This window comes from Xanthomonas sp. NCPPB 3442 (assembly GCF_056725145.1).
In genome coordinates, this window is the sequence record NZ_CM161514.1 from 3,785,347 (window position 1) to 3,808,271 (window position 22,925).

At 63.8% G+C, this 22,925-nt stretch carries 20 protein-coding genes; 3 read left to right on the plus strand and 17 right to left on the minus strand.

The window, feature by feature from the left end; genetic code table 11:
- Nucleotides 1–86: 86 nt before the first annotated feature.
- From AC1POX_RS16305 to AC1POX_RS16345, 9 genes are all read right to left on the minus strand, one after another.
- A complete protein-coding gene (locus tag AC1POX_RS16305; protein ID WP_031421491.1) occupies nucleotides 87–1,748 on the minus strand; it encodes an ATP-binding protein in 1,662 nt (553 codons plus the stop codon).
- A complete protein-coding gene (locus AC1POX_RS16310) occupies nucleotides 1,745–3,034 on the minus strand; it encodes a restriction endonuclease subunit S (RefSeq protein WP_372356388.1) in 1,290 nt (429 codons plus the stop codon). Before AC1POX_RS16310 ends, AC1POX_RS16305 begins: the two co-directional genes overlap by 4 nt.
- Complete coding sequence (locus AC1POX_RS16315; protein ID WP_372356389.1) at nucleotides 3,027–5,528, minus strand: type I restriction-modification system subunit M; 2,502 nt, start codon at nucleotides 5,526–5,528, stop codon at nucleotides 3,027–3,029. Before AC1POX_RS16315 ends, AC1POX_RS16310 begins: the two co-directional genes overlap by 8 nt.
- A gap of 145 nt (nucleotides 5,529–5,673) precedes the next feature.
- Nucleotides 5,674–6,564 (minus strand): restriction endonuclease, encoded by an 891-nt coding sequence (locus tag AC1POX_RS16320; protein ID WP_372356390.1) that lies wholly within the window; start codon nucleotides 6,562–6,564, stop codon nucleotides 5,674–5,676.
- A gap of 40 nt (nucleotides 6,565–6,604) precedes the next feature.
- Nucleotides 6,605–6,913: a type II toxin-antitoxin system RelE/ParE family toxin gene (locus AC1POX_RS16325; RefSeq protein ID WP_219196352.1), complete on the minus strand. Its 309-nt coding sequence runs from the start codon at nucleotides 6,911–6,913 to the stop codon at nucleotides 6,605–6,607.
- A gap of 6 nt (nucleotides 6,914–6,919) precedes the next feature.
- Nucleotides 6,920–7,183, minus strand: a complete 264-nt coding sequence (locus tag AC1POX_RS16330; RefSeq protein WP_372356391.1) for a YlcI/YnfO family protein — start codon at nucleotides 7,181–7,183, stop codon at nucleotides 6,920–6,922.
- A 95-nt stretch (nucleotides 7,184–7,278) separates the two neighbouring features.
- Nucleotides 7,279–7,965 carry a hypothetical protein gene (locus tag AC1POX_RS16335; RefSeq protein WP_372356392.1) on the minus strand — a complete coding sequence of 229 codons (687 nt, stop codon included), beginning with the start codon at nucleotides 7,963–7,965 and terminating at the stop codon, nucleotides 7,279–7,281.
- Nucleotides 7,955–8,485 carry a hypothetical protein gene (locus AC1POX_RS16340; RefSeq protein WP_082339449.1) on the minus strand — a complete coding sequence of 177 codons (531 nt, stop codon included), beginning with the start codon at nucleotides 8,483–8,485 and terminating at the stop codon, nucleotides 7,955–7,957. Before AC1POX_RS16340 ends, AC1POX_RS16335 begins: the two co-directional genes overlap by 11 nt.
- A gap of 127 nt (nucleotides 8,486–8,612) precedes the next feature.
- Complete coding sequence (locus AC1POX_RS16345) at nucleotides 8,613–10,001, minus strand: XVIPCD domain-containing protein (protein WP_372356393.1); 1,389 nt, start codon at nucleotides 9,999–10,001, stop codon at nucleotides 8,613–8,615.
- A 42-nt stretch (nucleotides 10,002–10,043) separates the two neighbouring features.
- Here AC1POX_RS16345 and AC1POX_RS16350 point away from each other — a divergent pair, with 42 nt between their 5' ends.
- The gene (locus AC1POX_RS16350; protein WP_102256910.1) at nucleotides 10,044–10,262 is read left to right on the plus strand and encodes a hypothetical protein; all 219 of its coding nucleotides are present in this window, start codon (nucleotides 10,044–10,046) and stop codon (nucleotides 10,260–10,262) included.
- A gap of 41 nt (nucleotides 10,263–10,303) precedes the next feature.
- On the opposite strand, the gene AC1POX_RS16355 is transcribed toward AC1POX_RS16350, so the two are convergent.
- Together AC1POX_RS16355 and AC1POX_RS16360 are read right to left on the minus strand one after the other, a co-directional pair.
- On the minus strand, nucleotides 10,304–10,939 hold the full coding sequence (locus tag AC1POX_RS16355) for a hypothetical protein (RefSeq protein ID WP_372357185.1): 636 nt from the start codon (nucleotides 10,937–10,939) through the stop codon (nucleotides 10,304–10,306).
- Nucleotides 10,940–11,728: 789 nt separating this feature from the next.
- Nucleotides 11,729–12,319, minus strand: coding sequence for a TetR/AcrR family transcriptional regulator (locus AC1POX_RS16360; protein ID WP_372356394.1), 591 nt, complete (start codon nucleotides 12,317–12,319; stop codon nucleotides 11,729–11,731).
- 71 nt (nucleotides 12,320–12,390) lie between these two features.
- Between AC1POX_RS16360 and bdcA the strand changes: the two genes are divergently transcribed.
- On the plus strand, nucleotides 12,391–13,104 hold the full coding sequence (gene bdcA / locus AC1POX_RS16365; RefSeq protein ID WP_372356395.1) for an SDR family oxidoreductase: 714 nt from the start codon (nucleotides 12,391–12,393) through the stop codon (nucleotides 13,102–13,104).
- 313 nt (nucleotides 13,105–13,417) lie between these two features.
- Nucleotides 13,418–13,570 (plus strand): hypothetical protein, encoded by a 153-nt coding sequence (locus AC1POX_RS16370; protein ID WP_008578173.1) that lies wholly within the window; start codon nucleotides 13,418–13,420, stop codon nucleotides 13,568–13,570.
- A gap of 257 nt (nucleotides 13,571–13,827) precedes the next feature.
- On the opposite strand, the gene AC1POX_RS16375 is transcribed toward AC1POX_RS16370, so the two are convergent.
- The 6 genes from AC1POX_RS16375 to pilH form a co-directional block, all read right to left on the minus strand.
- Nucleotides 13,828–16,500 (minus strand): M1 family metallopeptidase, encoded by a 2,673-nt coding sequence (locus AC1POX_RS16375; protein ID WP_372356396.1) that lies wholly within the window; start codon nucleotides 16,498–16,500, stop codon nucleotides 13,828–13,830.
- Between the two features lie 375 nt (nucleotides 16,501–16,875).
- Nucleotides 16,876–18,168 (minus strand): adenylosuccinate synthase, encoded by a 1,293-nt coding sequence (locus AC1POX_RS16380; protein WP_005913957.1) that lies wholly within the window; start codon nucleotides 18,166–18,168, stop codon nucleotides 16,876–16,878.
- A 532-nt stretch (nucleotides 18,169–18,700) separates the two neighbouring features.
- Nucleotides 18,701–19,165, minus strand: coding sequence for an REP-associated tyrosine transposase (locus AC1POX_RS16385; RefSeq protein ID WP_029818844.1), 465 nt, complete (start codon nucleotides 19,163–19,165; stop codon nucleotides 18,701–18,703).
- Nucleotides 19,166–19,414: 249 nt separating this feature from the next.
- On the minus strand, nucleotides 19,415–20,278 hold the full coding sequence (gene hflC, locus AC1POX_RS16390; protein WP_008578171.1) for a protease modulator HflC: 864 nt from the start codon (nucleotides 20,276–20,278) through the stop codon (nucleotides 19,415–19,417).
- Complete coding sequence (gene hflK / locus AC1POX_RS16395) at nucleotides 20,278–21,405, minus strand: FtsH protease activity modulator HflK (RefSeq protein WP_372356397.1); 1,128 nt, start codon at nucleotides 21,403–21,405, stop codon at nucleotides 20,278–20,280. The genes hflC and hflK overlap by 1 nt, the downstream gene beginning before the upstream one ends.
- 686 nt (nucleotides 21,406–22,091) lie before the next feature.
- Nucleotides 22,092–22,478: a twitching motility response regulator PilH gene (pilH, locus tag AC1POX_RS16400; RefSeq protein ID WP_008578169.1), complete on the minus strand. Its 387-nt coding sequence runs from the start codon at nucleotides 22,476–22,478 to the stop codon at nucleotides 22,092–22,094.
- Between the last annotated feature and the right edge of the window lie 447 nt (nucleotides 22,479–22,925).

Genomic DNA, 22,925 nt, shown 5'->3' on the forward strand with positions numbered 1-22,925 from the left:
CCAAAGACCTCCAAAGATGTCCAAAGACCTCCAAAGAGTCCCAAAGACCTCCGAAGAAAGAACCCCGTTCTCCTGGCGACACCCTTTCAGTCGTCAGGTTCAAGGGTGTAGTAGGCCACCCGGCGTGTCCCATGTTGGGACAGCCGCCCTTGCTCTTTCAGCCGCCACAACAGCGCCTTGGCCTGCAAGGCACCCAATCGACACAGCTCCATCACCTCGGCACGGCGGATCTGCCCGTGCTGCTGCACGTAGTTCAGCACCAACTGCTCGTTCTGCAGGCTGGTGAAGCCGGCTTGCCGGGTATAGGCGGCCTTCTCGCCCTGGCGCTGATACACGGCCGCCGACAAGGTGTAGCTGCGCCCACGGGTCTGCCCGTGCGCTTCGATCAGGCCGGCCTCGGTCAGCGCCTCCAGCGTGCGCTTGGCGCTGGCCGGGTCTCGCTGGATGCGCGCCGCCAACTCGTCGGCGGTCACGCGCTTGAGCTCGCGCAACGCGGCCAGTGCGATCAGGCTATCGATCGGCAACTCGCCATGGCTGCGCCGCTCCTGCTCCACCACCATGCGGCCGAAGTCGAGATCCGCCGCGCCGGTATCCAGCCGCACCACCACGCTGTGGCTGTCGGTGCGCGTGTAGTCCGGCGCCGAGCGGCCGAAGCGCAGCAGGCCGCGATAGATCGTATCGACCCCGCGCCCCGAGCGTTCCACCACCCCGATGCGCTTCATCGCATCGGCCAATGCCCGGTTGCGTGGGCGCGGCTCGGTGGTCAGCAGGTTATCCAGCGTCACCCCGTCGACCAGGCCGCCGGGGTTGCTGACCACCAGCGCGTCGTTCTCCAGCCGCACGTGCACCGCGCCCATGCGGTGGTAATCGCGGTGGATCAGCGCATTGGCCACCGCCTCGCGGTAGGCCCCCATATCGACCTTGGGCACCGGCACGCGGAAAAGGCCGACCTGCAGTTCTTCCTCCGGGTTGTACGGGCGGAAGTTGGTTTCCAGCCACTCGATGGCCTGCAGCAGCGGCACGCGCCGGAACTCATTGAAGCGTACCGCCTGCTCGGCCAGCACCTGGAACGCAAACTCATGCGTGGCCACATGCTGACGCAGCGCTTCGACCCGACCGATCACCAACAGGCCACACAGCGTCGGCACGCGGAGGCCGTCGGATTGGCGCGTCGTGAAGCCCAGCGCGCCGTCCAGCGCCTCGTCGTCCAGCTCCAGTAGCACGCGGTCGCCGCCGTACTGCTGCACGGCTTGGCGCAGGCGCTCGCGCTCCAGCGGATCGAAATCGGACAACTGCGCGCCGGCCACCGGCTGCGCCGACGCATCGACCAGGCCGAGCTGACCGAGACGGCTGTCGCGCTCATGCGGCAGCATCGGCACGCATTCGGGCGTGCCATCGTGTTTAAGGCGGCGACGCAGGTAGACGCCAGCGGCGGTAGCCACCACCGAGGCGGCCTTGGGTACCACGATCCGTGCCACGGGCACACCGTCAATCTCCACCGCCTCCACCTGCACCGCGATAGCGGGCGAGGTGCGCGCCGCGATCAGGCCGGGCAAGCCGACCAACTGCCGGTGATCGGCATGCAGGCCGGTCGGCCTGCCATCGTCTTCCACGCCCAGCCACAGCTCGCCACCGTCCGCGTTGGCCAGACACACCACAGCCTCGGCCAGCTCGGTGTCGGACAGCTTCCTGCGGTCGCTCTTGAACTCGACCGTCAGCGATTCGGCAGGTGGCAGGGTGTGGGTCATGCGGTGGCGGCATCCAGCAGCGGGGTGACGCGGACGCGACCGGTGAGGAGGTCGTGCATAAGACCTAACTTGGCTTCATGTAGAGCGCTCATATTCCTCTCGGTGAAAGCCCGGGATTTGTCATGCTCATCGATGATCCTGTGGATGGCGTTCTGCTCTTGGGTAGACGGCGCGGGCACCCTCAGACCCTTGAGATCCTTCCAGTAAATCGCCGCTACAGACGTAGTACCGGTGGCTAGTCGACGAACACGCCGACGGCCTACTTCACTTCCCAGATAGTGGGCAAAAAAATGACCGCTCCCGATATGGCTGGGTATCCTCGCCCTAAGAATATTGTTATCGAAGACGTGCTCAGCCTCTACGTCGCGCCAAGAACAGGTCTTCCCGACCAGCTCTGGGGTGTTACGTGTATTGAATAGTAGATCTCCCTCAGAGAGCAGAAGCTTATCAGCGTGTAGGACACGCGATGCCGCAACCAGTTCCACTGAACGGAGATCGATTTCGTTATTTTCCCGGAGATTACCCATCTTCAGTAGACCGTAATTCGCGGCATCTTCGCTCGCACCGCGAACACCCACACCGAGCAATGGCTGGAATTGCAGAGCAGAGAAGCACGGAGTCTCCCAATCAGTAGGAATCCAACCCAGCAACGATGACTTGTAGAGATGAGGCGCCTCAGACTGCGGCAGGCGTAGTTCGCCATTGGCGTCGATGCCCCGCGTCAGCAGGTCGTGCAGCAGGCCCTGCTTGACGGCCTTGAGCTTGACGATCAGTGCCTCGGTTTCGTGGATGGCGGTGTCGAGGACCTTCAGGACACTCCCAATAACTTCTTGCTGAGGCAGCGGAGGCAACGCGAGCCAGCACAACTTCATATCGCTAGGCTTGATGAAAGGCTGTGCGGAGCCGGACCGAGGCCAGTAGTCATCGCGATTAACTCTGTAATGCAAGAATCTGGCGCTCGCCTGCTCGGCGCTCGGCACCACTGCTTGCACATTGGCGAGCGTTGTCCAGTCCCCACTTGCCAAGAAGCAGCGTCCGCAGTTGGCGCCGATAGCTGAAAGAATAACTGCGTCGGTGTCATGGAACTCCGGGACGTCAACAAACCCGTCCTGCCCCGCTGCGCTGAACGCAGGAAATCCGCTGCTTAGATAGTTCTGCTTTGTCAGCCCTTTGCGTCCGCCTTGGATGAAATCACAAAAGCTCTTCAGTTGCAGCGCCTGCCAACCCTCGGGTAGGTCCTCTGGATGAATCGGCAATGTTCCCGGACCAAGACGGACCTCAGACATACCCCAACCCCTTCAAGAACCCTTGCAACGCTCGCGCCGCCTCATCGCGCTTGCCTTCGATATCCGCCAGCGTCACCCGGTACTTGTCCCACCACGTCTCGAACGCGGCCACGACATCCTTGCGCTGCGCGGCGACATAGCGCTCGACAATGGCGCGCATGTCGTCGTGCAGGATGGTCAGCAGCAGCGCTGCGGCTGCCGCGTCGTCCAACGCATCGACCTTGCGGTCGAGCTCATTCGTGAAGCTGTCCTTCTGGACCTTGAGCTGCTTCTTGACTGCAGCCAGGTCTTTCTTCCAGGCCTTGAGCTGTGCCTCATCGAAGGTATCTTCGTTCTCGTCCGCATCGGCCGGTTCGGTATCGCCGTCCTCGCCATCGGCGTCTTTCGATGCTTTGGGGTCGGCCGCCTTGATCTGGCTGTCCAGCTCGGCCTTCTTCGCCTCCAGTTCGGCGATGGCTTCGACGAACTCGGCCATCAGGAAACGCACCAGCTTGTGGTCCAGCGGGTTGTCCTTGCTGGCCTTGTCCTCCAGCGCGGTGACGATGCTGGTGCGCCAGGCGTCGATGACGCCGCGGGCGCCGCGCGCCATCAGGGTCTGGAATTCGTAGCGGCTCTGTACCCAGAAGCCGGCGATGATGCCGCGCACCTGGAACGGATCGAGCAGGCCAACGGCTTCCAGCGCGTCGCTGAAGCTGGCCAACAATTCGTGGCGTAGCGCGACCAGCGCAGCGGCATCGTTCTGGCGCCCGGCCAGCGCGGTGATGCGGGTGCCGTGGGCCTGCCACCATGCCTCGAACACGTCGCGCAGCGCCGCCTCCTTCGCTTGCAGGCCGGGATTGCCTTCGACGGCGGGCTTGAGCTCGGCGCGGGCGGTCAGCATCGGCGCAAAATCGAAATACGCCGCGTCACGCACGACGAATAGCTCCTGCGGGTCGAGGCCATGCGCAGCGAACAGCGCGGCCTTGGCCTGCACCTCGGCTTTCGGCACGCCGCCAACCAGATGCGCGCGCACGTCGTGCGGTTCCGGTGCCGGGGCGTTGTCGGCATACCGGCGGATGTTGAGGTTGCAGCCGTTCTCCAGCAGCGTGGCGTTATCGACGATGGCGGAAAAGCCGTCGATGGCCCGGAATTCGTCGAACGTGGTGACGATCTTCTCGATGTGCTCGGGCAACAGGTAATTCTGCGCACGCCCCTCGAAATACTCTCGGTCGGCATTGATGAAGAGCACCTTGCCCTGGCGCTGCACCGGCTTGCCGCTGACGCGGTTGCCACCATGCTGCACCTGTTGACGCAGCACCAGGATGCAGGCGGGGATGCCGGTGCCGTAGAACAGATTGGGCGCCACGCCGATCACCGCTTCCAGCAGGTCGTCGGCAATCAGCCCGGCGCGGATGCGTGCCTCATCACCACCGCGAAACAGCACGCCATGCGGCATGACCGTGGCGATCATGCCGCCATCGCGGGTCACGGCCACCATGTGCTGCAGGAACATCAGGTCGGCCTTCTTCGCGCCCAGCGGCACCTGGCCGTAGCGGAAGCGTTCGGGGAACTTCGGTGCCCAGGCCGGCGTGCCATCGGCGTTCTTGTCGGCGGTGCCCCAGTTGATCGAGAACGGTGGGTTGGTCAGCACGCGGTCGAAGCGCTGCAGCTCGCCACCGGCGACATGCTGCGGCTCGGCCAGCGTATCCTCGTTGCGCAGATCGGCGGTGCTGATGCCATGCAGCAGCATGTTCATTTGGGAGATCGACCAGACCGTGCCATTGAACTCCTGCCCGAACAGATTGGCCTTGCGGCCGTCGCCGCCATGTTCGTCAATGTAGTCCTTGGACAGGATCAACATACCGCCCGATCCGCTGCAGGGATCATAGATGTCGTGATGCTGCTCGGGCTTGAGCAGCTGCACCATCATCCGAACCACCGAGCGGGGCGTGTAGAACTCGCCGCCTTTCTTGCCGGCGGAGTCGGCGAATTCGCCGATCAGGTATTCATAGGCCGCACCCAGCAGGTCGGGAAACTCGAAATCCTCGTTGCGCAGGCGATGCAGAGCGAAGTGGGTGATCAGCTGGCGCAGCTTGATGTCGGGGAGCTTGCTCTGGCCAACCTTGCGGGTGAAGTCGATGTGCTCCAGCACGCCGTCAAGGCTGTTGTTGGTGTCTTCGATCCCGGACAGCGCCTTGTTCAGCGCGTCGCCCACGTTCTGGTGGGCATCGTTGACCAACGTCTGGTAGCGCGAAATCCGCGGAACCCAAAACGCACCTTCGACCTTGTACCAGCGCGGATTTTCGGCAGAAGCGTTGGCTTGCGCATCGCTTTCACCGGCGCGCTTGCGCTCGGCGATGACCTGCTCGCGGCGCTGCTCGAACACATCGGAGCAACGCTTGAGGAACAACATCCCGAAGATGTATTCCTTGAATTCGGACGCATCCATCTTACCGCGCAGGATGTCGGCGGCCTTGAACAGATGGCGTTCCAGCTGGGGGAGGGTCAAGGGCATGAATCAAACGTCTCTTTAAGTAATGCTTAAATTCGAGTGAAAGATTGGCATCAGTTTCGCCTCTCAACGCGGATCGACGGCGCCAGATGATGGATTTTTTACAGACAGCTCACTGAGACCACCAGCTTTCTTCGCAGGGCTTTTGTCAGCTTTCTGGAGCAAGGAACCAAACCGGCTTCAATGGCAGTTGTGTGCGGGCAGCGTCACTGAGCTGTGCATAGTGCGTGGTCCATAGCTCCACCAACTTCCGCGCATCAATCAGATTGATGCGACGATGCGACTGCCGCGCCTCATAGTCGGCGTCCTTGGTGAAGCCGGACAGCGCGACGTACAGCCCGACATCACCCTCCCCCAGAACCGCCATAAAGCTGCGCAGGCCTGTTACATCAATCCGCGGTGAGTTGGCATTGCGCTTGACCTGCACCTTGATGCGCGGCGGGCGGGTGCCGAGTGGGTCGTTGTAGGCAATGATGTCGGTGCCACCGTCCTTGCCGGGTGGTGCGACCCAGGCGACGTGGTAGCCCATCGCCCGTAGCAGCGACGCCACGAGTTCCTGGAAGTCATACGGCGGCATCGCAGCAAGGTAAGCCTCGATCTCGGCCCATGCCATTTCTTCGGCTTCTTCCAGCGTGATGCTGGCCGATTCCTCGGTAAGTTCGCCTTCGGGATCGTCGACCTCGTCGGCAACGGGCTGGGCACTCTTCCATTTCTTGTACAGCTGCCCAACCGCACGGATGAATTGCTCCGGATCCGGGTAGGCGTGCAGCGCCGCTTCCCCCTCTGGCGTGAGGGTCCAGATGCCTTTGTCCTTGACCAACCAGCCGGCCTTGACCGGCGCCACGGTGCTGAAGCGCACGATCTTCTCGAAGCGACGGCCGCCGGTTTCGTAGTCGCCCGCTTCGTACTCGGTGAGCACGACCTGCTTTTCCAGTGCGGCCAGCGCGTCTGCGGCGCGCATGCCCTCCGGCTGGGTCTTGAGGATATGGAACAGCGCACGGGTCAATTCCCCCGTGCGGCGCCTGCTGATATTGGCCATCTACTTCCCCTGTGGCGCGACGTTGGCGCTAACGCCGTGCTTAATGATAGTCGTCTTCACGCTGATGCCTGACTGCCAAAACGGTGACGACCTGATCGCTCTCAACCTCGAACAGCAGCACGTAGCCGCTGGCACCGAAGCCGATCACCAGCTCCCGCAAGAACGGATCCGCCACCCTCGCCTTGCGGCAGCTCAACGGCGCCAGTTCAAGCACGGTGACGCCATCGCCGATGGCCTGCAGCGCACGCTCGGCCACGGTGAAGTCGCCTTCGGCACGCTGTAGCAGCCAGTCGTAAAGGCGCGCGGGCTCGTTGCGCGCTTGATGAGTGAAGCGGACGGAAAATCCCACGCTGGCTCAGCCCTTGCGCGCCTTGTCCAGTTGGGACTGCAGCCCGGCCAACACATCCTTCGCGTCGATGTACTGGTTGGATGCCTTGGCGCTGTCACGCGAGGCCAGCCCGCGCGCAATGAAGGCTTCCTGCTGCTGACGCTGCTGCACCTGGGCGCGCACGGAGTGCTCGACGAAGCTGGACAGCGTCTCGCCCTCCTGCAACACGGCTTCGGCCGCTACGCGCAGCGCCGGATCTACGCGTAGCGATGGAAGAGATGCGGATTTCATGGCGGACCTAGTGCGTTGCAATTGCGATGCATCATCGCAAGCGGGCGGCGGTGCTTCAAGGTTTTCTTTGCAGACCTAAGCCGACGATGCCGCAGCTACGCTGATGCAATGGTGCGTAGACGCTGAAGCACGATGCTTGCGCGCTGCGGGTCGGCGACCAATCCCGGCAACGCGTTCACAAACGCCGGGTTATACACTAGCCCCGCAAACACGTCGGCAACCCACTGCCGAAGGTCTGCATGCTCCACGGCAAACTCTTCCACCAACTCGGCCCGGCCATCGACGACATTGAGGACGTCCTCCAGGTCGTGACTGGAAAGGAAGTCGCTGTTGCCTCGGGTAACGAAGGCTTCGAGCTTGGTCGCCACGAATGCAGTCGCTGTCACCAAGCGGATGGAAAGGCGATCGCTCAAGGCCACCACTTGGGCCGTCTCTACAGCATGGGCGTACCAGCGGTTGGAGAAGCCAAGCACGCCGGCATCCACCGGCATCAGGTCGAAGATGACGCCCGACGCTTGGTGTACCCAGCGGCAGACGACACCGCTGCGCATCTCGCGCGCAAAGCCCTGCGACTCCACACGCGCCTCGATACCGCGGAATCGTGCCCAATCAAGATCGACCACCGCATCGACGTCATAGGTGGCGCGGACGCTTTCCGCCAATGGATCCGACACCAGCAGGCCAACAACTGCTCCGCCGAGGAAGACTACGTGTTCGCAAAGCTCGCCCAATGCATTCGCAATCACAAGCAGGTGCGGCAAATTAGGATCGTCAGAGCGCATCGCCAAGCCTCAGCAATTGTTTGAGATAGCTCGCTGCCAGCGTGCGCTCGCGGGCACGCCCGCTGCGTAGGGCGTCCTGCAGCGCCAGCAGTTGGTGCAAGGCAGGGTCGGCCAGCGCAGCGCTGGGCACACCGGTCGACAACGGCGACAAGCTGGGGCCTTTAGCCGCGCCCTGCGCGCTTGGCCACACCGGTGCATCCCCTGGGGAGCTGGAAATGGCAATGGACAGTGGGGGCACGCCGAAGGCCGTAGGAATGCCACGCCTTAGCGGCCCGATGACGGCAGGAAAGGCGTAACGCACGCCGTGGACCGCAAACTCGTGCAGCGCGGTGCGCACCGTTTCCCACTCGCCGCGGCCTTTTTCCAGCGCCAAGCCGGATGCCACCGCGCGCTTGACGCTGCGATGCACCTGAGAAGGGCTCATGCCCAGCGCTTCTCCAAGGGATGCATACGTCCAGGCCTGGCCAGCCTGGGCGACTTGCTTGTACAGCACCACCAGATCTTGGGGCTTCAATTCCACCGCTAGGTCCGCCCATATTCCATATTCCGGAATATGGAATATCCGTCTAGCGACTGATTTTTGCAAGCGGGTTTTTCAGAAGCGAACCCGAGTACTGATTACGCCCGAAGGGTGGAAGCTGACTACCTCACCCAATACTTCGGGGCCTGACAACCTCTTCCTGCGCCATCGATCTTTCCTGCCCCTGACTCTGCGCTTGCGCCAACGTACGCGCGTCGAGCTCTTGCAGCTTTGCCAGCGAGTGCTCCACCGGAGTATTGACTGCCATGTCAGTGGGCATGCTGGCACGCAGATGGGCCGGGTTGCTGGGTTCGCCCTGCACCACGAACACGGTGGCACCGGCCGCTGCACGCGATGTTTGATTGCTCAGCATTACGTGGTCGATGCGCTCGAGCCCGTGCTCTTTTGCCAGATGGGCCAGGCTGGCGCTCATCCGCTCGCTGTGCGCATCGCTGGCGCGGCCCATGCTGGCGTCCAACTGGCCAACCAAGGTGCTGGCCTGTGCATGCAACGGGTGAGGCGCGGGCTGGGCGTCTTCTGAGTCTGCCTGTCGCGGCCTCCCAGGCACGGGCGCGGCAGGCCCGCCGTTCTGCCGCTGCAGCTGGGCTGGAGGATGTCCCCGCTCCTCCTGCCCTGGCTGTACCCCTTCACGCCCTCGCCCTTGGTCCTGATGCTGCTCCCGCACCGGCCCGGGTGTGGTGCTGGTCAACACGTATTGCCAGCGCGTCTGCGCTGGGTTGCCTTGCACCGCCGCGATGAACCCATCGTACTCGGCTGGATGAATTGTCTGGCAGCCAGCCGAATCGGTACTGCCGCTGGAACCGCGATGAATCTTGAAGGTGTCGTTGAGATTTTGCACACCGTTGAGATCGGCTTGATCAAACCAGCCGTCCGCATTGCTATCCCGCTGTACCCCGCCCCGCCCTGCATCGACTGCCGCCTGACTTGGGCGTAATGCGTTGTCTTGGGTGCCTGGCCGGCTGGGATTTGGGTGCTGCCCCATCCGCATCTCGATGGTGCCTTCGCTCAGGCGACCGAGATCCCTGATGCCATCGGCATTGACATCCTCGCCTTCGATCTTCCTGGGCCTGGTGATGCTTTCAAAGCCTGGCGACGGTGCAAATGTCCTGTTCTCCATGCCGCCTTCCGCACGCGGGCGCCGCCCCGTGTTGCCTGCATGATGATCGTACTGCGCAGTCGGCTCGGTGTTTGCTTGTTGGGCGACCTGCGTATGCCGCGTGCCATCGGCATCCTTCCACAGTACGACCAGGCGGTCGTTGTAGACGCCCGTGCCGCCCTGGGCTTCGTTGATGGCAGGGGTTGCCGGATCGTCGCTCCGCAAGCTTCCGGCATGCGCGCGATCCTGCATGGCCGCAAGCGTTGAGTTTTCCTGGCGAAGGCCTAATACCACGCGCTCGTTGGGTCGCGAGAGTGCCTCGTGCGCGGCTTCGTTACCTCGCACCTGTACGATGCTGGCGTAGACGTCATAGCGCTGTGCGTCGCTCAAGGCAGCCATTTGCGCTTGCGGCGGAATTGCTGGCTGATTTGACGCGGCTAGTTGCAAGCGTTGCAGCACACTGGCATCCGCAGCGGCGACCGGCCCTTGTTGATGATTGGCGATTGCACCGGCGGACGCTGCGCCGATATAGCGATCCAGTGCGTCACGCACGACCTCTGCCTGGCCTTGTCTGCGCTCATCAAGCATGCGCAGCGCCTCGGCCTGTCGATTGGCGTTGAACAACGCAGAAATCTGGTCGGCAGTCGCACGGATGTCTAAATCGTTGGATCTCGCCATTTCGATGCTCCTTGCAGAAGTGGTCACTCGCTGATGAAACGGTCCTCACCATCTGGATAATCCGCACATGCCGGTTCGCCTGTGCGCTGCTGGCGACACGGCCACTGCGCTCTAGCGACTCGTTCTACCAGCTCGAAGCGTTCGCCTGTCCACCGAAGAAAACCAAAATGGGCGTAAGACCCGACGCGCTTCGGGTCATCGGTGGCCAGCGGCTGGTCAGGGTCGAATTCCATCAACCATCGCATTGTCGGCGCCAAGGGCAGCTTGTCATCGAACAGAAAAAGCTCCGAGCCGCCGTGGTCGTTTTGCCGGGCAACATCTTCTGCAGTCAAGCTAGGCGCTGGTGGAAACACCGCTGCACTGACATCGCGTGCGGTGCCGTCCTTGGTGACGCGATACGCCTTTCGCCCTTTGCCTGACTGGCACGCAAGGCCTGCCTCGCCCGCGCCACATTTCACCGACCAGACCAGGTACACCGTTTTGTCGGGATCAGCACTTTCAAACGAACGGATCGTCAGTTCACCCGCCACCACGGTGAAGTCCGCGCGCCGTCCCAATCCGGGTGCGGCCACGTATACGGCATCGCGCAGGCCCGCTTCGCGCGCTTGCGGCGAGGCATCGACCGCATCTGCAGGCAGGGCAAGCAATGCAGCCGCCATATGCGCAGGTGCCGGGCCTTTGCAAAACCCGTCCCTTAGCAAAGGCGCAGGTGAGGAGCCCTGTGATTGCCTACGGTCCACACAGACGGCGCCCATCTGCCGTTCCAGCTTGAAGGACACCCAAGGTGAAGGCGTGGCAGCAGGCGCCTGAGGAAAAGACGATGCTTTTTGTGCACCACTTGGGGGTTTTGCGGCAGCCTGTTCCATCGAAAGCCGTGCACACCCAAGCGTCATGATGGGCGCCAGCGCGGTCGCCACGATGCAATGCGTCAGCTTCTTCACGGGCATCCTTGAACGGAGAGGGCGAACGCCACGGACTGTGGCCGTATGAGCAGGCTCGGTCAAGTGATTGATCGCAGACGAAAACGGTTCAGCGACACTCTCATTTCGGGACCGAAATAGACGCTGCATCCCGCAACGACGCCATCTGGCATGGACTCAGCGCGACTGTCCGGGGTGAGCAGCAATTCGGATAGTTTGAAACGTTTAACCAACACGCTGCGCGCGGCTCCATGTGCTCATCAGCATTGCACAAGGAGGTTGAAGTGGCCTGTGTTAAAGCCAGCCTAGAACATGGATGTCCCACAGGCGCTGCCCCGTCCCTTCCTGATTTACAGCACCAATCATCCGACAACGACTTCGCCTGAGCGACGGCCAATCACGATCGTCTCGTACCACCTGCCCATTGACCGTACTGGGTAGCGGCAAGCGCACCTCGATTAGCGAGCAGGTGCGCGCACGCCATCGAAAGCCCTCTGCCCGCTCGCACCTTGCCTACCCGCGCCCTGCCTACCCGCGCAGCGCCGCCCGAATCCCCTCTCCCGCCAACCGCGCACTCGCCAGCAGACGCTCCAGGCTCTGCCCATGCCGGGCACTGGCGGACAGGCCGGCCATGGTGGTGCTGACGAAATCCGCCAGCCGGTCTGCGTCGTGCGGGCACTGCTTGGCGATGTGGGAGCGGATCAACTCCTGGGCGGCGACATGAAAGCTGCAGGCCGCCTCGCGTGCCTGCGCGTCGTTGCTGCGCGTGCCTTCCAGCACCAGGCAGCCGGTGGCGGCGGGGTCTGCGGCGTAGCAGCGGGCGGCCTGCTCCAGTAGGTCGGCCAGGGCGTCGGCCAGCGGACGGTTGGCGTCCAGAATCTGCGGCAGCGGGATGGCACCGGTCTGCGCGTAGCGGTCGAGGATGCGCGCATACAGGCCGGCCTTGCTGCCGAAGGCGGCGTAGAAACTGGGCGGGTTGATGCCCAGCGCCGCGGTGAGGTCGGCCACGCTCAGTGCGTCGTAGCCACGCGCATGGAACAGCTGCTGCGCGGTGGCGATCGCTTGATCCGGGTCGAACGCCCGCGGCCGGCCGCGGGACCGAGAGATTTCTGTAGTCATTGTTACAAAACCCTTGACGGCAGACGAGATCTATTATGTATTACCCGCTACATTAATAGCGAGGTGGGTGCATGTCAGCGTTCAAGGACAAGTCCGTGTTGGTGCTCGGCGGCAGCCGGGGAATTGGGGCCGCCATCGTGCGGCGCTTCGTGGCCGACGGCGCGCGAGTGGCGTTTACCTACGCCGGCTCCGCCGAAGCGGCGCAGCGCCTGGCCGGCGAAACCGGCAGCACCGCGGTGCTGGCAGACAGCGCCGATCGCGATGCGGTCATCGACACGGTGCGACGCAGTGGGCCGCTGGATGTGCTGGTAGTCAACTCCGGCATCGCCTTGTTCGGCGATGCGCTGGACCAGGATCGGGACGCGGTGGACCGGCTGTTCCGCATCAACGTGCACGCGCCCTACCACGCCGCCGTGGAGGCCGCGCGGCAGATGCCACCTGGCGGGCGGATCATCGTGATCGGCTCGGTCAACGGCGACCGCATGCCGCTGCCCGGCATGGCCTCTTACGCGCTGAGCAAATCCGCGCTGCAAGGGCTGGCGCGCGGCCTGGCGCGCGATTTCGGGCCGCGCGGCATCACCATCAACGTGGTGCAACCGGGCCCGATCGATACCGACGCCAATCCGGAAAACGGGCCGATGAAAGACCTGATGCACAGCTTCATGGCGATCAAGCGCCACGGCCGCGCCGAGGAAGTGGCCGGCATGGTGGCCTGGCTGGCGGGCCCGGAAGCGAGCTTTGTAACCGGCGCGATGCATACCATCGATGGTGCGTTCGGGGCGTGACGCGTCGTCGCTTGGATTGATGCCACTGCAGCTCGACATGTAGCGCAACGGATGGCGGCAAGCGCCCTCCGTCGACGTGCAGAGCGAGCTGCTGTTGCATCGCCAGCATCGTGATCCACACGCATGATGCTGTTGGCCGTGATGGATCGTCTTCGCATGTCTTGCGCCATATTGCACATGCAATCGCTGGCTTGAGCTTGCATACCCTGTTGACCCTGCGTTGCCTATCGTTCGCGACGAACCCAGCAATGGATTGACCAATGCGCATGATGTCATCCGGTCGGTGCTTAACCCTGCCCACTTGCGTGCTGCCATGCCCACCGATGTGGCGGTGCGCACACCGGTTGAGCAGTCGCTGCAACAACTGGAAACCGCCAGCGTGCAGCGGCAGCAGGCGCTGGCGCAGAGCCAGCAGCAAGACATGGACAATCGGGTTCGCGAGAATATGTCGATGCGCATGACGTGATGCACGCAGCCAACCGCAGCCGGTCGGCCAGCGCGCAGCACCCAGGTGCGGCGCGCAGAGTGGCAGCACGCAGCACCGCGCGGAATCGCTCGACACCGAAATCGGCAGTCACCCCGCAGGCGTTCCACTTTCAGGCATCTAACCACTGGATCCCTTCGCTACTGTTGCTGGCCAACGCGCTTCACCTGCACTGGTGGCCCCTGCACCAAACAAAAAGCCCGGAAAATTCCGGGCTTTTTGTGTTTAAACGCAACTCGTCAGTTTTTGTGCCGCTTCAACCAGGCCGCAATCTGCGGCACACGCCGCTCGCGCAACGTCACGCGCGTCTGGATTGTGCTGATGGCGGTTTCGGCATCGCGGCGTGAGGTGGGGGCCAGGTAGGTGTCGGCATACGCCTTGATCTTGTCGATGGTCTCCAGCTTGTTCGAGCCTGCAGCCAGGTGCGGGTAATAGCGGGCGCGCGAGGTGGAGTCGATCAACGTGTCCACCTGGGTGCGATGCGCCAAGGCGAAGTCGAATGCCAGCTCCGGGTGCTCGCTGGCGACATCGCCGATCATGCTGGCGCCAGTGGTGGCGCCGGGTTCGTCGGTGAGTGCAAGTTCAAGGGCGCGCTGCGCCAGCCCCGGGTCCTTGGCGTAGGCGAGCAACGCATACGACTGGTCGCGCAGCATCGAGGAAGTTTCCTTCTTCGCCATGGCATGCAATGCGTCCCAGGTAGCGGAGTCGGCGTGGCGGGCGACGATGCGCAGCACCGTGCTACGCAACTCCGGCGACAACGTGCCCGGGTCGGACTGGAACGCAGCGAAACGACGCTGCGCTTCGGCAATCACCTGTGCATCGTCCAGCGCGCTCAGGCTGTTGAGCAGGCTGGCACGCAGCTGCTTGGTCTGTGCACTGTCGTCCTTGCGCTCGTCCCAGCCGAGCGTGGCGAACTCGGGAGCAAGCCGCACGCGCGCGAAGCGCCGCCAGCTGGCCTGTGCCTTGAGGTCGCCCGCGAACAGGCGATCGATATTGGAATACGTTTCGGACACTACTTTCCACAGATCCGGCGAGCCACCGACCGGCACCTTGGCGGTGAGCTCAAGCAGGTCCGCTTCGGGCTGCAGCCCCACCGGTGCCAGCGCAGCGGTATCCATCAGCACACCCAACTGATCGACCACCGGCAAGGCGTCGAACCCCTTGGTGAGCGCGGTGAATTGCGCCGGTGCATACAGCGTGCGGAAGTAGCCCTTCTGCCCGGCATTGACCACGACAGGCGCATCGCAGCCGGGTAGCTGCACCTGCGCGCTGCCATCCACCAATACGCGCACCGGCGTGCCTCTGGCGCCGCGCACCGTGACGGGCACATGCCAGCGCAATGGCTGTTTGTCGGGTCGGTCGACAGTGTATTCGCCTTGTTTCAGCTGCACGGTCGTGGTGCCGGCCGTGCAGCTGGCGCTGACCTGGATCAACGGCACACCCGGCTGCAACGTGAAGTCGTGCGCCACCTGGGTGAACTGCTTGCCCGGTGCCACTGCATCGATCTGCTGCCACAGCGCATCGGTGATGGCGTTGCCGTACTGGTGCTGCTTGAGATAGCTGCGCACGCCGCTGCGCCAATTGTCCGCGCCCACATAGTCTTCGAGCATGGCGATCACCGCTTCGCCCTTGTCGTAGGTGATCTGGTCGAATGCCTGGCTGGCCTGCTCCACCGTGGCGACGTGCTGCACCACCGGATGGGTGGTGACATACGCATCGCGCTGCATCGCCGCCCGGCTTTTGAAGGCTGCGCCGGTGTTGTCGATATCCCACTCCGGGTGCAGCTTGTGCGTGGTGCGCGCCTCCATCCAGTTGGCGAACCCTTCGTTGAGCCACAGGTCGTCCCACCACGCCATGGTCACCAGGTTGCCGAACCACTGGTGCGCGATCTCGTGCGCGGCAACGGTGAAAACGTCCTGCTTGTCGTTGATGTTGGACGTGGCCGGGTCCAGCAGCAGCGAGTACTCGAAGGTGAAGATCGCCCCCCAGTTTTCCATCGCGCTGAAGAACTGGCTTTGCCCGGGTGCGGCGATGTTGTCCAGCTTCGGCAACGGATATGGAATGCCGAAATAGGCGTTGTATTCATGCAGCACGTCGCGCCCGGAATCCAGTGCGAACTGCGCCTGGTCCACCTTGCCCTTCTGCGCGATCACGCCGATCTCGGTGCCGTTGTCGGCCTTGCGCGTCGCCCGCTCGAAGTCGCCGACACTCAGGAACAACAGGTACGTGGACATCTTGGGCGTGGTCTGGAACGCCACGCGCTTCATGCCGCCAGCAGCATTGCTGGACGAGGCAACCGGCATGTTGCTCACCGCCATCTGCGCGGCCGGCGCATTGACTGCCAGGTCGAAGGTGGCCTTGAAATCAGGCTCGTCCCACGAGGGGATGAAGCGGCGCGCATCGGAGTTTTCGAACTGGGTGAACAACGCGCGGCGCTGGCCTTGCGGGGTGGCGTAATCCAGTGCGAACAGGCCGTTGGCCTGGGTATTGATCACACCGCTGTAGTCGATGGACAACACGTAGTTGCCCGGTGCCAGCGGTTTGTCGAAGGCGAAGGTGGCGGTCTGCGCCTGCTCATCGGTGCTGACCTTGGCCGTCTGCGGCTTGCCCCCCTTGCGCTGCGCCAACGTACTGCGCGCGAAGCTGAGGTTGGCCGCCTGCAACACGATGCGGTCGGTGGCTTGTAGCACCACGATGTCGATGGCCACCTTGCCGTCGAAGGTCATCTTGTCGGCATGCGGGGTGATCTCCACCGCGTAGTGGGTGGGCTTGGCCGTGCGCGGCAACTGGCTGGTGACCTGCGCGGCCGATGCGCTGACCACCTCCGGTGCAGCCACAGCAGCGTGAGCCGGCGCAACGGCGCAGGTGCTGGCCAGCGCCAGCGCAATAGCAGTCACCAGGATCTGGCGCATGACATTCCTAAAAAGAGTAATGAAGTAAACGAAGTCGTACAGCGGCCAGCATCATGGCGCCGGCCCGCAAGACCACACACGGCCGAAAGTCATGCGCCTGCCTGACAGAGGCGAAGGCACTCACGTCAAAGAGAAGCCACGGCAACGACAAGGCACGCACGCATCAAACCAGGGCAAGGCAATCCCGGCTGGCGCGAGCATGCTACACGGCCATGCTGAACCCGCCCCGCATCGATCAGGCGGGGGCGGCCAGCAACACCTCACCAGCGGCCGTCAGACAGGTGCCGGGCGCGTGGCCAGGCAACGCAATGGCATTGCGCAAACAAAAGCCCCGCTTTCGCAGGGCTTTCGTCGGTTCGATCACGCATCAGCCGATCAGGCGAACGGGTCCTGCAGCACCATGGTGTGGTCGCGGTCCGGGCCGGTGGAAACGATCGAGATGGGGCAGCCGGCCAGTTCCTCCAGCGCGCGCAGGTAGGCGCGGGCGGCCGGCGGCAGGTCATCCCACACGGTGATGCCGTGGGTGTTCTCGCTCCAGCCCGGGAACTCCAGATACACGGGGGTGCACTCTTCCCAGCCCTGCGCGTCCAGCGGCGCGTACTCGGTGCGCTTGCCGTGATATTCGTAGGCGATGCAGATCTTCAGCTTCTCCATGCCGTCGAGCACGTCGAGCTTGGTGATGCACAGGCCGGAAATGCCGTTGATGGCCACGGCACGCTTGAGCGCCACGATATCCATCCAGCCGCAGCGACGCGGGCGACCGGTGGAGGCGCCGTATTCGGCACCGCGGTCGCGGATGCCCTGGCCCACTTCATCGTCCAGTTCGGTCGGGAACGGGCCGCCGCCGACGCGCGTGGCGTATGCCTTGGCAATGCCGAGTACGTAGTCGATCGCATCGGCGCCAACGCCGGTACCGGCCAGTGCGCCGCCCACGGTGGTGTTGGAGCTGGTGACGTACGGATAGGTGCCGTGGTCGATGTCCAGCAATGCACCCTGCGCGCCCTCGAACAGCACGCGCTTACCCTGCTTGCGCAGGTCGTGCAGGATGCCGGCCACGTCCGACTTCATCGGCTGCACGTACTCGCCGAAGGCCAGCGCCTCGTCGTAGGTCTTCTGGAAATCGACCGCTTCCACGCCCAGGTACTTGGTCAGCACGAAGTTGTGGTAATCCAGCGCGGTGCGCAGCAGTTCTTCCAGCTGCGGCGGGTAATGCAGGTCGGCGATGCGGATGCCGCGACGCGCCACCTTGTCTTCGTACGCCGGGCCGATACCGCGACCGGTGGTCCCGATGGCCTTGCCGCCGGCCGCCTTCTCGCGCGCCTGATCCAGGGCGATGTGGTACGGCATGATCAACGGCGCAGCCGGAGAGATCTTCAGGCGCGAACGCACTTCCACGCCGGCGTCTTCCAGCTCGCTGATTTCCTTGATCAAGGCAGCCGGGGAGATCACCACGCCATTGCCGATCAGGCACAGCGCGTCGTCGCGCAGGATGCCGGACGGAATCAGATGCAAGACGGTCTTCTTGCCGTTGATGACAAGCGTGTGGCCGGCGTTGTGGCCGCCCTGGAAGCGGACCACCGCACCGATTTCCTCGGTGAGCAGATCGACGATCTTGCCTTTGCCTTCATCGCCCCACTGGGCACCGAGCACGACAACTGACTGACCCATGACGGGTGAACTCCTAAGTTTTGCTGCGGCCATCGGGGCCGCGGGATGGGACCGCTGCAGGGCTGGCCGCGACACCCTGCGCGCGGCTCCATCGGGGAGCGTTGCAGTGGCGCGATAGCCCTGACACGGAAAAAGCCGAACCGAGTGCTCTGGTTGGAGCGTGCCCGGCCGGCTTTTGTGCATTATCCGGGTTTCCGCTGGCCTGCACTACCCCTGGCGGACGGCGGATCGGGGGCGGGTCAGATTGCGGCTGGCAGTCGGTTGCGTGGTGCTCCGAGCGCTGCCGGCCACCAGGGTCCCTAGGGGCCCTAGCCTGCCGGATCACCGTAGCGACATCCCAATTGGGTCGTAGGGACGGCAACGTAGCGAGCCTTGGCAAACCTGCAGACCGCCCAAAGCGGCCATCGCCCGATCCACGACGGGCAGCCCTAACCACCACCCCGATAACCCCCCCCGTAGGAGCGCACCCGGGCGCGACAGGCATTACCGGTGAAGCCATCGCGCCCAGGTGCGCTCCTACGGCAGATGTGTCTCACAGCCAGACTGCGTCCCAGAACGGATAGTCCCCGGCCCGCGTCACCAGTCCGGCCCGTCGCGGATTGGCAATGATGTAGCGCGCCGCAGCGGTCAGATCATCGTCCGTGCGCAATGCGTGGTCGTGATAGCTGCGGCTCCAGACCGGTGCACGAGACTGACGCTGCGCATTCGCTGCGCGGGCTGAGCAAGCTTTCATGCGTGAAACCGCGTCGCTCAATGCGGTGTCGCTCCCAAGTTGCAACAACCAATGGACATGATCCGGCATCAACACCCAGGCCAGCAGCCTGGCATCGCAAGGCGTCGCTTTGGTGAATGCTCGACAGGCGGTTGCCGCAATCAGAAAATCTGCGAACACGGCGCGACGCTGCCATGTCGCGGTAGTCAGCAGGTAAGCGCTGTGGGCCGAAGACTGCCTACCGCGGCGCAGCGCGCGATGCCCGGGAGAGTCGATATTGGCCATACCGCAATGCTGATGGCCTTGGACCACGCGGGATATCGGCGGTTGCCGTGTTCTGCGCTAGGAATCCATGTGGCGACTGACTGTCAGAGGCCATCAGCGGGTCGACCGGTGAGGCCCGTCGCGCCCAGGTGCGCTCCTACGATGGGGCGCGCGCGTCTGTCTACCCTGCGGTGACAGGCACATACAAGAACGCCCGCATGATGCGGGCGTTCTTGGTTCAAGGCAGAGCGATGTTTCAAGACAGAGCGATCAACGGTCGCTCTTGAGGTACTGCAGGAACGGGTCGTTCTTGTCCAGCACCACTACGCCGTTGCCGTCTGCCATGGAGCTGCGGTAAGCCTCCAGGCTGCGGTAGAACGCATAGAACGACGGGTCCTTGGAACCGGCCTGGCCGTAGATGCGGGCCGCTTCGGCATCGCCTTCACCACGCAGCTTCTGCGCGTCGCGCTCGGCGTCGGCCACGATCACGGTGGACTCGCGATCGGCTTGCGCGCGGATGGTCAGGGCCTGCTCTTCGCCTTCGGCGCGCAGCTTGCTGGCTTCCTGCTTGCGCTGGGCGCGCATGCGCTCGTAGACGTCGGTGATCACCTGGCTGTCGGTCGGCAGGTCGATCTGCTTGATGCGCAGGTCGGTGATCTGCATGCCTAAGCCCTTGATGGCGCCATTGATGCCCTTGAGCTGGTTGGCGATCAGTTCGCTGCGGTCGCCGGAAACCAGCTGTTGCAGGGTGCGCGAGTTGATCTGGTTGCGCAGCGAATCGGTGATGATCGGGGCCAGGCGCGAGTTGGCCACCGATTCCTCGCCACCGGTCGCACGATAGAACGCCCGCACATCGGAGATGTAGCCGATGGCGAAGAAGTCCACGCTCACGTCTTTCTGCTCGGCAGTGAAGTAACGCGCCGGCGCGGTGTCCAGTACCTGAAAGCGGCGGTCGAACACGCGCACCGATTCCACCACCGGAATTTTGAAGTGCAGGCCGGGCTTGAGGTCGGCACGCACGACACGGCCCAGGTTGAGCACCATGGCGGTCTGGTCTTCGCGCACAACGAATACCGAGCCCATCAGGGTCAGCAAGACGGCGATGATCAGGCCGATGACTAGCGAATTCTTCATTATTCGGTTCCCTCACGGCCGGTCGGGCGCGGGCCGCGCTCCGGGTTGCGGATGGCCTCGCTACTGGCGCTTTGCGGCGGATTCAACAGCACGTCCTGGGGCACCATCGACGGCATGCCGGCATTGCCACCGGTCGTGGCCGGCTTGCTGGCATCGGCCGGCAGCGGCACGTAGATGACCTGGCGGCCATCGCTACCGATGACCTTGCGGTTCTCCGACAGCACCTTCTGCACGGTTTCCAGCCACAGACGCTTGCGGGTGACTTCCGGCGCGCCGGCGTACTGCGCCTGCAACAGCGTGAAGCGATCGGCGTCGCCCTCGGCCTTGGAAATGGTGGCCTGCTTGTAGCCCTCGGCGCCGGTACGGGTGCGCGCACCCTGGCCGCGCGCTTCCGGCACCACCTTGGCGGCATACGCCTGGGCTTCGTTGATCAGGCGCTCGCGCACCTGCTGGGCACCGTTGACCTCATCGAAGGCCGGCTTCACCTCTTCCGGCGGACGGGCGTCGGGCAGGGTCACGCCGGTGACGGCCAGGCCGGTGTTGTAGGCATCCAGCGCCGCCTGCAGACGGTCCTTGGACGCGATCGCCAGCGGGCCGCGATTGTTGAGCACGGTATTGAGGTCCGAACGCCCCACCTGCTCGCGCACGGCACTTTGCGCGGCCTGCTCCAGCACCAGATCGGCGTTGCGCGAACCGAACAGGTATTTGCGCGGGTCGTTGATCTGGTACTGCACGTTGAGCGAGACGTTGACGATGTTCTCGTCGCGCGTCAGCACCGGCACCTGGTTGCTGAAGGTCTTGATCTCGGTGGCATTGACCTTGCGCACCGACTCGATCGGCCAGGGCAGCTTGAAGTTCGGGCCGGGCTGCAGGATGCGCGAGAACTGGCCGAAGCGCAGCACCACGCCACGCTGCTGCTCGCCGATGAGCTGGAAGCTGGAGAACAGCACCATCAGCACCACCGCGACCAGGATCCAGCGCCCCACGCCGCCATCGAACAGCTCCTTCAACGGAGCGGGCAGATTGCCCCAACCGCCACCGTTGCCACCACCGCGCGGGCCCCAGGACCTGCGACGGTTGGGATCCGGGCCGTCTCCGCCCTTGTTGCCGGGTGTGTTCCAGGCCATGCACGCTCCATGATCGAGGGGCTGTGCGGGCCAGTCCCGCAGTGCCGCCATGTTGTTTGATTCGCCGATTCTACTAGATGGGGCAGACCCACCGTTTTGAAAGGCCCGGTGCGATGCATTGTTGGTTTAGCCGGCGGGGCGGATCGGGCCGACTGGGGACACACGCAGCGGCTGGCCGGGAGGGGCCTTTGCGCTGAAGACCTGGAGACAAGGTTGCACGTGGCGGCGCCGGGCACCGGGTGCGCCTGCCGAGCGCTGCGTGCGCGTCCATTGGATGCAGCCGGGTACCTGATTGGTCTTGGGCGGCTGAAGACCATTTACCGGGCGCATGCCTGCTGGCAGGGATCCGGGCACGGATGGTGATGGGAGGGACGTCGCACGCGTGCGGGCCAAGCGGCGATTGCGTCCTTGGCACCCATTCTTTCAACCACACCTTGTCCCAGGCAATGACGGCTGCACCGCCTCACCCCAACTGATCTCCCCTGGCCCGTTGGCAAAAGATGGAGCTCGGCGCAGGCTGAGGGGTGCAGTTGCCAAGCGATGGTGCACGACGAGGTCGAGTTGCGCATCGCCGGGCTGCCGACCCTCACCGGCTCCCCAGCGCGCAGCAGAGGGTTGGCCCGTCTCCCGCTACTCCCACCTCTGCATTGCCGAAATCCGACTGCGATCACGGCTGGCCGGTGCACTTACGCTTTCGGCGGCTCGTCTTTCTGGTTGAACACGCGCTCCATCACTTCCAGCAGTTCGTCTTCGGAGAACGGCTTGGTGATGTAGGCGCGGGCCCCCTGGCGCATGCCCCACATGCGGTCGGTGTCCTGATCCTTGGTGGTGACCAGGATGACCGGAATATGCTGGGTGGTGGGCTCGCGCTTGAGCGTGCGCGTGGCCTGGAACCCGTTGAGGTTGGGCATCACCACGTCCATCAGCACCAGATCCGGCAGCGATTCCTTGGCCGCTTCCACGCCGGCGGCCCCATCGGTGGCGGTGATGGTTTCGTGGCCCAGCTTCTCGACGATGCGCTGAATCCCCAGCAGCTGCGACGGCGAGTCGTCGACGATCAAAATACGTGCCATGTGTTTCCCCTAGTGTGCGCGGCGAGTGTAGTGCGCCGGCCGCGCTTTCGATAGCTGGGCCAGGTGAGTTGTGTGCTGGTTCGAGGTTTGCGAGCGAGGCCAGAGGTGATGGAACGACGCGCTGTTTTTGCGAGTCGCTGGAGCCATTACGTCCAATAGCCCAGGCTGGATTCAATACAGGGCTTACCGAGCCACCGCGTCGATTCGCTGCCCCGCTACTCCCCTTTCGGGACAGGGAAAGGGGCGCGTGGCGCTGGATGGGGTGGGATCCCGATGCGCCGGAGGCAGATCGAGTTGATGATCACGTTGCGGGGCAACCGAATCCCCGCCCCGCTCGCCCAAGGGAGAGGGGCTGGCTCCCCTCTCAGGGGCCGACTGAGGCTGCGGCCAAGACTCGACGCTGTCGGGCGACATCAACGGCCGCATCGCAGGGCGACCCTAGCCTTC